Origin of the sequence: Virgibacillus profundi (genome assembly GCF_002287375.1) — a bacterium.
Classification (GTDB): domain Bacteria; phylum Bacillota; class Bacilli; order Bacillales; family Amphibacillaceae; genus Virgibacillus_K; species Virgibacillus_K profundi.
The window spans coordinates 157,994-170,409 of the sequence record NZ_NPOA01000012.1; the positions used below are offsets into that span (position 1 = coordinate 157,994).

Genomic DNA, 12,416 nt, shown 5'->3' on the forward strand with positions numbered 1-12,416 from the left:
ATGCACGATGTAGGAGGAACAAAACATGCATAACGATATTAAGGAAGTATTAATATCAGAAGAAGAAATAAGAAATAAATGTAAGGAACTAGGTAAACAGCTGACAAAAGAATATGATGGGAAATTTCCACTGGCAATTGGTGTCCTGAAGGGTGCAATGCCTTTTATGTCTGATGTGCTCCGTTACACGGAAGTACATTTGGAAATGGATTTTATGGATGTGTCGAGCTATGGCAGTGAAATGCGTTCCTCCGGTGAAGTTAAAATAGTGAAGGATCTTGATGCGAAAGTAGAAGGTCGGGATCTGTTAATTATCGAGGATATTATTGATAGCGGCTTAACATTAAGTTATCTTGTTGATTTATTTAAATATCGTAAAGCTAATTCCATCAAAATAGTTACACTGCTTGATAAGCCTTCAGGAAGAACTGCTGCTATTAAGGCGGACCTGATTGGATTTGAAGTTCCGGATGAATTTGTAGTAGGGTACGGGCTGGATTATATAGAGAAATATCGTAATTTACCGTACATAGGTGTACTAAAACCGGAAATTTATGGTGGAGTAGAATAATGGGAATCAGCAAGTGTGACATGATGTTAGTAAAAAAACATACTTTAGTCATGAGAATAATTCCATTTAAGAGGATAAAATAGTTGTAATAAAACTTTTTCATATGGTACGATGTAATATAGTTTTTCCCCGTATTGGGAGGAGGTAGGCAATGAGCCGGATATTTCGGAATGTGTTCTTTTGGGTCCTCATATTTCTCGTCGTTGTCGGCGTTATAGGAGTATTTAATGGACAAAATGAAGAAGCACAGCAATTTAATGTACAAGAATTTACAGACGCTTTAAATAATGGCGAAATCGAAGAAATGACGATGCAGCCAGCACATGGAATTATGCGGATTACTGGAACGCTGGCAGAGGGCGATAAGCAATTTGTTGCGCAGGTTCCCGATAATACAGATATAATTGCAACAATTACAGAGCAGGCAAATCAACAAAGTGAGCTAATGGTAGAACCAGAAGAGCAGCCTAGTGCATTTGTTGCCTTTTTAACAGGGATTGTACCCTTTTTACTGATTGGACTATTTTTCCTATTTATTCTTAGCCAGGCACAAGGTGGCGGCGGCGGTGGCCGTGTCATGAACTTTGGTAAAAGCAAGGCGAAAATGTATACAGAAGAAAAGAAAAAAGTTCGTTTTACAGATGTTGCAGGGGCAGATGAGGAAAAGCAGGAGCTTGTAGAAGTTGTTGACTTTTTGAAGGATCCTCGAAAATTCTCTGCTGTAGGTGCGCGTATTCCAAAAGGGGTACTTTTAGTTGGACCTCCAGGAACAGGTAAAACCTTACTTGCGCGTGCAGTTGCGGGTGAAGCAGGTACACCATTCTTCTCTATTAGTGGTTCAGATTTTGTTGAGATGTTTGTTGGTGTTGGTGCTTCACGAGTACGGGATTTATTTGAAAACGCAAAGAAAAATGCACCTTGTATCATATTTATAGATGAGATTGATGCAGTTGGACGTCAGCGTGGAGCAGGTCTTGGTGGTGGACACGATGAACGTGAACAAACATTAAACCAGCTACTCGTTGAAATGGATGGTTTTGGAGCTAATGAAGGAATTATTATGATCGCTGCAACAAACCGTGCAGACATTCTTGACCCAGCATTGTTACGTCCAGGACGTTTTGACCGTCAGATTATGGTGGATCGCCCTGATGTAAAAGGCCGTGAAGAAGTGTTGAAAGTCCATGCCAGAAATAAACCGTTAGATGATACGGTTGACTTAAAAGTAATCGCCATGCGTACACCAGGATTCTCCGGTGCAGATTTAGAGAACTTGCTGAATGAAGCAGCATTAGTTGCTGCCAGAAGTGAGCGTACTAAAGTCAGCATGTTGGATATTGATGAGGCAACAGACCGGGTTATTGCAGGTGTTTCTAAGAAAAGCAGGGTTATATCTCAAAAAGAACGAAATATTATTGCATATCATGAAAGTGGACACACAATTATCGGTATGGTGTTAAACGATGCGGATATGGTACATAAAGTTACAATTGTACCACGTGGTCAGGCTGGTGGTTATGCAGTAATGCTGCCAAGAGAAGACCGTTACTTTATGACAAAACCTGAACTATTTGATAAAATCACCGGCTTACTGGGCGGTCGGGTTGCTGAGGAAGTTATTTTCGGTGAAGTAAGTACCGGAGCACATAATGACTTCCAGCGAGCAACTGGAATTGCACGTAAAATGATAACCGAGTATGGTATGAGTGATAAAATTGGTCCACTTCAATTTACAAGCGGTGGAGGCGGCGATGTATTCTTAGGTCGTGATATTGGAAACGAGCAGAATTACAGTGACGCAATTGCACATGACATTGATCAGGAAATGCAGAACTTTATTAATCACTGCTACGACCGTGCGAAAACAATCCTTACAGAAAACAAGGATAAGTTGGAACTCGTTGCGCAAACGCTTCTTGAAGTGGAAACATTGGATGCGAAGCAGATTACTTCATTATTTGAAGATGGCGTAATGCCAGAGCCTGAAGAAGATGATACAAATGTAAAAGTAAACATTCAATCAAAGGATGAAGAAGCTGATCCTGATTCATATAAAGAAGCAAAAGAAAAAGAAGAGAAAGAATCAGCTGAAGAGAGAAATTACATTGATGATCCCATCATGTCAGATAATACACCTCCTTCAGAGCCTTCAGAGGATGATAAAAAAGAATAGTAAATCTCAAAGCAGTCACTTGATTTAAGTGACTGCTTTTATTTTTTGGCTTTAACATGATTGTGCTACTGACCATGCTTTTGCTTTTCCTGCAGAAGTCCCGCATCCTTTTTACTGCTAAAATGCCCAGTTGAGGAGAGTCATTCTATGTCCAAACTATCGAATAGTAATAAATAATGGCTCTTTTCGTATAGATTGGGACTGCGATTACTCGCCCCACCGAATGACTTGTTGCTAATGTCACCGCAGTTGATTGCGACGTAACTAGAGAAGATGAATGGTGCGTAGTAATCGCTCCAGAAATATACTTCGCTTTCCGCGGGCGGCTGGTAAGCCTCCTCGTGCTACGCACTCCGGGGTCTCACCTATGCCTCTCCTCCCGCAGAAGTCTTCGTATATTTCCTCCGCTGTTTTTGCGCTTGTCAACTTCGAAAAGTGATTTATCAATTGATTGAATCAAACAATTGCTATCGACTTTTATGATGGTTGTTTGGAGCGGAGGACCGTTGACTCCTGCGGGAACAGCACGTGTCTGAAGACCCCGCAGAGTGGGTTTCTCGAGGAGGCTGAAGCCGTGCCCGCGGAAAGCAACGGTCCGCAGCGAAAACACCCCTGCGCATATGTCGTCTTTTATATAACCTTTCCTGTGAAAAACAACAGCCTAAATTATAGATAACATTCTATTTTTTTATTAAAATACAAAGTATGATATATTTAAAAAATAGAAACGATAGGAAGGTCTGGTAAACAATATGTTATTTGTTCTGGATGTGGGTAATACAAACACTGTACTGGGTGTGTTTGATGAAGATCATTTGAAACATGAGTGGCGAATAAAAACAGATAGACATAAAACAGAAGATGAGTTTGGTATGCTTATAAAATCTTTGTTCGATCATAAAGGTATCGCTTTTTCAGATATAACGGCAGTAATTATATCATCGGTAGTTCCTCCGATCATGTTTGCTTTGGAAAAAATGAGTAAGGATTATTTTAAATTAGAACCATTAATCATTGGGAAAGAAACGGTTCGTTCCTTCTTGGAAATGCGCTATCCTAACCCACAGGAAATTGGGGCAGACCGGATTGTTAATGCGGTAGGGGCGATTGAGCAATATGGAGCCCCACTGATTATAATTGATTTCGGTACAGCAACAACTTTTTGCTATGTAAATGATAATAAGGAATACCAAGGAGGAATTATATCTCCGGGAATTAATATTTCAATGGAGGCCTTATATAGCAAGGCCTCAAAATTACCTAAAATTGAAATTCAATCACCTAACCAGGTAATTGGCTCTTCAACAGTAGAAGCAATGCAGTCCGGTGTGTTTTATGGATACGTAGGACAAGTAGATGGTATAGTAAATCGTATAAAAGAGGATATGAATATAAAGCCAACAGTTATTGCAACAGGCGGATTGGCATCTTTAATTGCTGGTGAGTCAACAACGATTGATCATGTAGATCCACATTTAACATTAAAAGGCTTGTATTTAATTTATCAGAAGAATAACTGACATTATAAAGGAGAATCATCATGAAGGATTACTTAGTAAAAGCAACAATTTATCAGGGAATGGTTCGTGCTTATGCTGCTGTTACAACAAATACAGTAGAAGAAGCACGCAGAAGACAGGATACATGGGCGACTGCTTCAGCTGCACTGGGCAGGACCATTACCATCACAGCAATGATGGGTGCAATGAATAAAGGTGATGATTCCATTACTGTAAAAGTGGAAGGCAACGGGCCAATGGGTCCCATTGTGGCTGATAGTAATGCGAAAGGGCATGTCCGTGGCTATGTAACAAACTCCCATGTGGATTTTGATTTAAACGAAAATGGTAAATTAGATGTTGCTCAGGCGGTTGGAACTGAAGGAAGCATAAGTGTTATAAAAGATCTGGGCTTAAAGGAGTATTTTACTGGAGAGGTCCCGATTATCTCCGGGGAGCTAAGTGAGGATTTCACCTATTACTTCGCTACATCTGAGCAGATACCTTCTGCTGTAGGTGCAGGTGTCTTGGTAAATCCTGATCAATCGGTACTTGCTGCCGGCGGATTTATCGTACAGGTTATGCCGGGTGCGGATGAGGAGATAATCACACGATTGGAAGAACAAATTCAGTCTTTTCCTGCTATATCGACCCTGATTCAGGAAGGAAATTCACCTGAACAAATTCTTGAACGTCTTTTTGGGAAAGATGAAATAAAATTCCATGAGCAATTACCAATTGAATTCCGTTGTAAATGCTCTAAAGAACGGATTGCAAATGCAATAATCGGATTGGGTAATGAAGAAATACAGAGCATGATTGATGAAGATCACGGAGCGGAAGCGAACTGTCACTTCTGTAATGAAGTCTATCAATTTACAGAGTCAGAACTTGAGGAATTAAAAAAATAAAAGAGGTTGCTTAAAAGAATGCACGATAGGCTGATTTCTAAAGGATTGGGGCTGCGAACTGCCGCCCCACCGAAAGTCTGTTGTTTTGTCACAAAATCTATAAAATGCGAAGTAATAGATGATCACTAGTCCTTATTACCGCTCTGGAAACACATTTCGCTTTCCGCGGGCGGCTGGTGAGCCTCCTCGTGCTACGCACTGCGGGGTCTCACCTATGCCTTTCCTCCCGCAGGAGTCTTCAATGTGTTTCCTCCGCTGGGATGGTACTTTCACTTTCAAAGGATGATTTAACATTTGATTACATCAAACTATTAAGATAATCCTTACTAGCGTAGGCAGAATACGAAGACTCCAACGGGAACAGCACGTGTCCGAAGACCCCGCAGAGTGGTTTTCTCGAGGAGGCTGAGGCCGTGCCCGTGGAAAGCGAAGTATTCTGCCGGAGCGAGATTTAGCGGTCAACCATCATTAGAATAAGAGAAAGCGTCATGAGATAATTTTCACTGTGTCGCATTTTACATCCAATACGACGTTTTAAAAGTAACAATACTTACAAAAAGAGCTGTACGATAAGAAATGGAAGGAAGTAATCTATGTCCAAAAAACTACTGCTGGGAATTATCATTGTACTTGTCATTACAAACATTGCCTCACTACTGTTTTGGAACAAAGAAGAAACTGTAGGTATTGATGATGGAGCGGGAACAGGTACAAGGGAAATAAACAGTAAAGAACCAGTAGCATCTATCGATGATGAAGAAATATCCTATCAGGATTGGATGGAGGCACTGAGAAGTACGCATGGTGAAAAACAAATGAAAATGATGATCGACCGTGCCGTAGTAAAGCAGTTGGCTGAAGAAAATAATATAGAAGTACATGATAAGGTGATCGAGCGGGAAATTGCACTACTAACATCGATGCAAGGTGTTATGAAAGAAGAAGAGTTTGCGAAAAAGCAGGAAAAGTGGAGAGAAGAAATTATCTATCGCTATCAATTGGAACAGCTTTTAACGATGGATACCCAAATTTCTGAAGAAGAAATACAAACTTATTATAATGAGTATAAAAATCAATATGACTTCACAGCTTCCATGCAGCTTTCGCATATCATTGTGCAAAATTTTGATACCGCTGAAAAAGTAATTAAAGAATTAGGGGATGGGGCTTCCTTTGATTTACTGGCACAGGAATATTCGCTTGATGAGGAATCGAAAAAAGATGGGGGATATCTTGGTTTTATTAAGACAACAAGTCAATTTTTCCCTAATGGCTATGAAGAAGTAGCCATGGAAATGGAGGAAGATTCCTATAGTGAAGCCTTTGCTGCAGATAATGGAATTGCTATTATTTATCTTCACCGTAAATTGCCATCGATTGAATTTACATATGGCGAAATTAAAGCCTATGTAAAAAGCGAATTGGCATTGCATGAAACAGATCAATCACTTACAGCAAATCCCTTGTGGGAGAAGTTGGATATTGAATGGTTGTATGATGAATAACAAGCCTGCTCCTTAAAATTTGGTAGTTATTCGCCTATTTCCTACCTTTTTGGTTGACATTTACAGGTGGAAAACGTACATTATAACTAAATCATACAAAATAACTAGGAATTAGGAGGTAGTTGTTATGAGAGTTGCTGATAATATAGCTGGTTTAATCGGAGAAACACCGATAGTTAAATTAAATCATTTTACAGACGAAAACAGTGCAGATGTGTATTTGAAATTAGAATTTATGAATCCAGGCAGTTCTGTAAAAGATCGTATTGCATTATCAATGATCGAAGCTGCAGAGAAAAGTGGGGACTTAAAAGCGGGTGACACCATTATTGAGCCAACAAGTGGAAACACAGGGATTGGTTTAGCGATGGTAGCAGCAGCAAAAGGGTATAAGGCTGTTCTGGTTATGCCTGATACAATGAGTAAAGAACGTCGTAATTTACTTCGTGCCTATGGTGCTGAATTAATTTTAACCCCAGGCGCAGATGGTATGAAGGGTGCTATAGCAAAAGCTGAAGAATTAAAAAAAGCAAATGGCTATTTCATGCCACAGCAATTTAGTAATGAAGCGAATCCGGAAGTACATGCCCGTACAACAGGAAATGAAATTGTTGAGCAAATGAAAGATGGGTTAGATGGATTTGTTTCCGGTATTGGAACAGGTGGAACAATTACAGGTGCTGGAAGCGTGTTAAAAAATCACTTTGATGGCATCAAGCTATATGCCGTTGAACCGGAAGACTCAGCTATTTTGTCAGGGGGATCACCTGGTCCACATAAGATTCAAGGTCTTGGGGCAGGCTTTGTTCCGGAAACTTTAGACACGGATATTTATGATGAAGTAGTTCAAGTATCCAATGAGGAGTCATTTGAAACTTCACGCAAAGTTGCAACAACTAATGGTATTCTGGGTGGTATCTCTTCAGGTGCAGCGGTTGCCGCAGCGGTGAAGGTTGCAAAACAATTAGGTAAAGGGAAGAAAGTTCTTGCTGTTTTACCTGATAATGGCGAACGTTATTTATCAACAGCCCTTTTTCAGTTTGATGAAGCAAACGAATAAGATAAGAATAAAAGGATTGGCATCTGAAGTAGTTGATGCCAGTCCTTTTTTTATGTGTTAAAATGGTTAACGAATAATGCTAATGAAAGAAGGCTACTTAAATGATTTTAAAAACAACGTCAAAAATTTTAAAATTATTGGATCGTACACATATAATGGGTATTTTAAATGTCACCCCGGATTCTTTTTCAGATGGCGGGAACTATACAACAATTGAAAAAGCGGTTGAACAAGCAATGGAAATGGAGCGGCTTGGTGCAGACATTATTGATATTGGCGGGGAATCGACAAGACCTGATCATGATCCCGTATCGGAAGAAGAAGAGATTCTCCGAGTTGTACCAATGATTAAAGCTGTTAAAGAGAAAGTTACTATACCTATCTCCATTGATACGTACAAAGCACAAACAGCAAAACAAGCCATTGAAGCGGGTGCAGATATTATTAATGATGTATGGGGTGCAAAGAAAGAGCCCGAAATTGCCAAGGTGGCAGCAGATTATAATGTACCAATTATTTTAATGCATAACCGAAACAATATGGATTACACTTCTTTAATTGAAGATATGAAAAAAGATTTAAAGGAAAGTATTGAAATAGCATTGAATGCCGGTGTTCCGCATGAAAATATCGTGCTCGATCCTGGCATTGGTTTTGCGAAAACAGCTGAAGATAATTTGGTAGCTATGAATAACCTGGAAAAGTTTAAAGATATGGGCTACCCGATTTTATTAGCAACTTCACGGAAAAGGTTTATAGGAGGCGTTTTAGACCTTCCACCGGAGGAACGTGATATTGGAACTGGTGCGACCACTTGTTTAGGTATTACAAAAGGTGCTCAGATTGTTCGGGTTCATAATGTAAAAGTAACCAAGGAACTAACGCAAATGATGGATGCAATACTTGCTGCAGGAGGACATGATAATGGATAAAATTTCACTGAATAACATGCAATTTTATGGTTTTCATGGTTTATTACCAGAGGAAAACAAACTGGGACAGCGTTTTAATGTAGATGTGGAACTTTTTGTGGATTTACAGAAGCCTGGCAAGACCGATGATATGAATGATTCTGTTCATTATGGACAGGTTTACGAGGTAGTACAGGAAATTGTTGAAGGCAAAGCTAAAAATCTGATTGAAGCTGTAGCAGAAAGCATTGCTGCAAGTCTTTTGACATCCTTTGAACTACTCAATGGATGTACAGTAAAGGTGATCAAACCGGATCCACCTATTCCAGGACATTATCAATCAGTAGCTGTAGAAATTTACAGGGAGAAATCAGTATGAATAAAGCTTATGTAGCGTTAGGGACAAATATTGAACCAAGAATCGAATATTTAAACAGTGCCATAGCATCACTGGATAAAAATAATGATATAGCTATACAAAATAAATCTTCTATTTATGAAACTGCACCTGTCGGCTATGCGGATCAGGCTGACTTTTTAAATATGGTTGTTGGATTGGATACATCTCTTTCCTCGATTGAGCTATTGGATATCTGCCAGGAAATAGAGAAGCAACTAGGGAGAAAGCGGGGAATTCGTTTTGGCCCAAGAACAATTGATCTTGACATTTTGATGTATAATTATGAAAATAGTAAAATGGAGCGATTAATTATTCCGCATCCGAGAATGCAGAAAAGAGCGTTTGTTCTAATCCCGTTGAATGAGATTGCCCCAAACTTAATCATTCCTTCAACAGATGAGCCTGTTGTAGATCTTATGAATAAACTTCCAGAGTCAGACAAAAAGGATGTAACGAAATGGACACAAAGCGGGTTGGCAGAAGAATAAAGGCATTTCGGAAATTAAAAGGACACACACAGCTTGAATTTGCAGAGATGCTCGGGGTTTCTATAGCAGTAATCGGCGGGGTGGAGCGAGGCACAAAGCAAATAACTGACGAGCTTCTTGATCAGATTGCTAATTCTTTAGCTGTATCCAGGAACGAATTAACACTAAGAAACAAAAGAGGACATACAGATGCTTAATATAAGTGATATTACGATCCGAATTGTGTTGTTTTAGCACCTTTAGTATAAAGCTGGTATGAAAAGGTAATAAACATGAAAGAAGTAGTCTTTTTCGATATACTTAAACTTACATATAATAAATGACTGGAGTGGTTATAGTGTCAGAAGAATTAAATGAACAGATGCGCGTTCGTCGCGATAAATTGGATTCATACAAAGAGCAGGGCCTGGATCCTTTTGGAGGGAAATTCAATCGTACCCATTTAGCAGAAGAATTAATAGGATTGTATGATCAATTTTCCAAAGAAGAATTGGAACAAAAAGAAGATAAGGTTACTATAGCCGGAAGAATGATGACGAAACGCGGTAAGGGGAAAGCTGGTTTCGCTCATATACAGGATTTAAGTGGGCAAATACAGCTATATGTACGTAAAGATTCGATTGGTGAAGAAGCCTATGAAATTTTCAAAACGACAGATCTTGGTGACATTGTCGGAATTACCGGGGTAATGTTCAAAACAAATGTGGGAGAACTATCTGTTAAAGCAACGGAGTTTCATTTATTGACGAAATCACTTCGTCCATTACCTGAGAAATATCATGGTTTAAAAGATGTTGAACAGCGTTATCGTCAGCGATACTTAGATTTGATTACTAATATGGATAGTAGAGAAACATTTGTACTGCGGAGCAAAATCATCCAATCGATGAGAAAGCATTTGAATGAACAAGGATTTTTAGAAGTAGAAACACCAATGATGCACGGAATCCCTGGTGGGGCCTCGGCTCGCCCATTTCTAACACATCACAATGCATTAGATATCCCATTATATATGCGAATCGCAATTGAATTGCATTTAAAACGCCTGGTTGTAGGTGGAATGGAAAAGGTATATGAAATTGGACGGGTATTCCGTAATGAAGGGGTATCTACCAGACATAACCCGGAATTTACTATGATTGAATTGTATGAAGCTTACGCAGATTATCATGATATTATGGCATTAACGGAAAACCTTATAGCCCATATTGCGAAAGAAGTACTTGGACAGACAAAGGTTACGTATGGTGATTATGAAGTTGATTTAGAACCGGAATGGAAAAGACTCCACATGGTTGATGCGGTAAAAGAAGCAACCGGTGTCGACTTCCGGGAACAGATGAGTGATGAAAAAGCCCGTGATTTAGCTAAAGAGCATGGTATTGAAATTAAAGATACAATGACTTTTGGACATATTGTTAATGAGTTTTTCGAACAAAAAGTGGAAGAAACACTAATTCAACCTACCTTTATATATGGACATCCGGTGGAAATCTCCCCACTGGCGAAAAGGAATAAGGAAGATGAGCGTTTTACAGATCGTTTTGAATTATTTATTGTAGGACGCGAACATGCAAATGCGTTCAGTGAATTAAATGATCCAATTGATCAACGTGAACGCTTTGAAGCACAAGTAAAAGAAAGAGACCAGGGGAATGATGAAGCACATGCAATGGATGAAGACTTTCTGGAAGCATTGGAATATGGAATGCCGCCAACTGGTGGACTAGGAATCGGTATTGACCGACTCGTAATGCTATTAACAAATGCGCCATCCATTCGTGATGTACTACTATTTCCGCAAATGCGTAATAAATAATCTGTGCAACAGGGGGATGAAAGAGAAGCTCGAGTTGGTGCAGCTTCCGGCCAGTACCAAGTCCTGTTCGTGATGTGGTGACTACTACATCGCCTACAGGGAAAAGAATGCTCTTTCGAACCCTGATCGCATGAAAGAAAAAGTGTTCTTCTATTCGAAGGACAAGGAAAGCCTCAATTGGTTAACATCGTATGCAGGTGCTTTTCTATTTTAGGGATGTTGGCAGTTATAATAGAAGATCCTTGAATGTTTAAGTATGAGTAGTGAAAATCAAGCATTTGCTCGAAGTCCCATGTTGTGCTTTTTGAATATCAACTAAATAAAGACTCATATAGTGAAGGTTCATTTAATGGAAAAACTTCACTTATGGGTTTTTATTTTTTGAAGTTTTATTTATTCAAATACGGGTAATCTATATATATCTTAGAAAACTTACTTATCGCCAAGCCTTAATGGCGAAAGCACAAAGCCTGCACTTATACTGATTTCCTATAAAATTTATACTTTACTATCAGTGTAAAAGGAGTAGTTCTATTGGAATAACCATGCTTGCATTTCTTTATACCATCAACATATATATGGGTTTATTCATAGAGCAAAGTTATCTAAATACAATGAATAATAATTTCCAGTTATTTCTTTTTAAAATAAGCTTGATTTCCTGAAATAAACATGGTAAATTTAATATCGTTGCTTAAGCGATTGAGCGACAAAAACAAAAGCAATAATAATTAATTAAAAAACAACACAAAAAGTTATTGACATCATTAAGTCAGTGTGTTATATTAATTAAGTCGCCAATTTGAGAGCGACAAGAAATTTGCTCCTTGAAAACTGAACAAAACAACCAGTATGTCAAGAGAAACATGACTGTTTTTCTTAAGCAACAAATCAGAAGGTAACACTTTTGAAAAGCTAAGACAATTGATAGGATCGATTGGTGTCGATTCTGTTCAAACTTTTTTGGAGAGTTTGATCTTGGCTCAGGACGAACGCTGGCGGCGTGCCTAATACATGCAAGTCGAGCGCGGGAAGCAAGGGATCACCCTTCGGGGTGTGAACTTGTGGAACGAGCGGCG

11 protein-coding genes and 1 rRNA gene are annotated in these 12,416 nt (G+C 39.1%); all 12 read left to right on the top strand.

Annotated elements, in window-relative coordinates; genetic code table 11:
- Positions 1–25: 25 nt before the first annotated feature.
- A complete protein-coding gene (hpt, locus tag CIL05_RS16775; RefSeq protein ID WP_095656693.1) occupies positions 26–571 on the top strand; it encodes a hypoxanthine phosphoribosyltransferase in 546 nt (181 codons plus the stop codon).
- Positions 572–722: 151 nt separating this feature from the next.
- Entirely contained in the window at positions 723–2,744 is a 2,022-nt protein-coding gene (ftsH, locus tag CIL05_RS16780) for an ATP-dependent zinc metalloprotease FtsH (protein ID WP_095656694.1), read from the top strand.
- A 752-nt stretch (positions 2,745–3,496) separates the two neighbouring features.
- Entirely contained in the window at positions 3,497–4,264 is a 768-nt protein-coding gene (locus tag CIL05_RS16785; RefSeq protein ID WP_095656695.1) for a type III pantothenate kinase, read from the top strand.
- A 20-nt stretch (positions 4,265–4,284) separates the two neighbouring features.
- Positions 4,285–5,154: an Hsp33 family molecular chaperone HslO gene (gene hslO, locus CIL05_RS16790; RefSeq protein ID WP_095656696.1), complete on the top strand. Its 870-nt coding sequence runs from the start codon at positions 4,285–4,287 to the stop codon at positions 5,152–5,154.
- Between the two features lie 593 nt (positions 5,155–5,747).
- The gene (locus CIL05_RS16795; RefSeq protein WP_095656697.1) at positions 5,748–6,659 is read left to right on the top strand and encodes a peptidylprolyl isomerase; all 912 of its coding nucleotides are present in this window, start codon (positions 5,748–5,750) and stop codon (positions 6,657–6,659) included.
- Between the two features lie 127 nt (positions 6,660–6,786).
- Positions 6,787–7,719 (top strand): cysteine synthase A, encoded by a 933-nt coding sequence (gene cysK / locus CIL05_RS16800; protein WP_095656698.1) that lies wholly within the window; start codon positions 6,787–6,789, stop codon positions 7,717–7,719.
- 101 nt (positions 7,720–7,820) lie between these two features.
- Entirely contained in the window at positions 7,821–8,651 is an 831-nt protein-coding gene (gene folP, locus CIL05_RS16805) for a dihydropteroate synthase (RefSeq protein ID WP_095656699.1), read from the top strand.
- Positions 8,644–9,009 (top strand): dihydroneopterin aldolase, encoded by a 366-nt coding sequence (folB, locus tag CIL05_RS16810; protein ID WP_095656700.1) that lies wholly within the window; start codon positions 8,644–8,646, stop codon positions 9,007–9,009. Before folP ends, folB begins: the two co-directional genes overlap by 8 nt.
- Positions 9,006–9,518, top strand: coding sequence for a 2-amino-4-hydroxy-6-hydroxymethyldihydropteridine diphosphokinase (folK, locus tag CIL05_RS16815; RefSeq protein ID WP_095656701.1), 513 nt, complete (start codon positions 9,006–9,008; stop codon positions 9,516–9,518). Before folB ends, folK begins: the two co-directional genes overlap by 4 nt.
- Positions 9,488–9,715, top strand: a complete 228-nt coding sequence (locus CIL05_RS16820; protein ID WP_095656702.1) for a helix-turn-helix domain-containing protein — start codon at positions 9,488–9,490, stop codon at positions 9,713–9,715. Before folK ends, CIL05_RS16820 begins: the two co-directional genes overlap by 31 nt.
- Positions 9,716–9,837: 122 nt before the next feature.
- Positions 9,838–11,337: a lysine--tRNA ligase gene (gene lysS, locus CIL05_RS16825; RefSeq protein WP_206207794.1), complete on the top strand. Its 1,500-nt coding sequence runs from the start codon at positions 9,838–9,840 to the stop codon at positions 11,335–11,337.
- A 960-nt stretch (positions 11,338–12,297) separates the two neighbouring features.
- Positions 12,298–12,416 (top strand): 16S ribosomal RNA (locus tag CIL05_RS16830); the annotation flags it as partial.

Excerpts from the sequence above, each read along its gene's own strand:
- ftsH (WP_095656694.1), top strand. The coding sequence starts at position 723 with ATGAGCCGGATATTTCGGAATGTGTTCTTTTGGGTCCTCATATTTCTC.
- folP (WP_095656699.1), top strand. The coding sequence starts at position 7,821 with ATGATTTTAAAAACAACGTCAAAAATTTTAAAATTATTGGATCGTACA.
- hslO (WP_095656696.1), top strand. The coding sequence starts at position 4,285 with ATGAAGGATTACTTAGTAAAAGCAACAATTTATCAGGGAATGGTTCGT.
- folB (WP_095656700.1), top strand. The coding sequence starts at position 8,644 with ATGGATAAAATTTCACTGAATAACATGCAATTTTATGGTTTTCATGGT.
- CIL05_RS16795 (WP_095656697.1), top strand. The coding sequence starts at position 5,748 with ATGTCCAAAAAACTACTGCTGGGAATTATCATTGTACTTGTCATTACA.
- CIL05_RS16785 (WP_095656695.1), top strand. The coding sequence starts at position 3,497 with ATGTTATTTGTTCTGGATGTGGGTAATACAAACACTGTACTGGGTGTG.
- hpt (WP_095656693.1), top strand. The coding sequence starts at position 26 with ATGCATAACGATATTAAGGAAGTATTAATATCAGAAGAAGAAATAAGA.
- folK (WP_095656701.1), top strand. The coding sequence starts at position 9,006 with ATGAATAAAGCTTATGTAGCGTTAGGGACAAATATTGAACCAAGAATC.
- CIL05_RS16820 (WP_095656702.1), top strand. The coding sequence starts at position 9,488 with ATGGACACAAAGCGGGTTGGCAGAAGAATAAAGGCATTTCGGAAATTA.
- lysS (WP_206207794.1), top strand. The coding sequence starts at position 9,838 with ATGACTGGAGTGGTTATAGTGTCAGAAGAATTAAATGAACAGATGCGC.
- cysK (WP_095656698.1), top strand. The coding sequence starts at position 6,787 with ATGAGAGTTGCTGATAATATAGCTGGTTTAATCGGAGAAACACCGATA.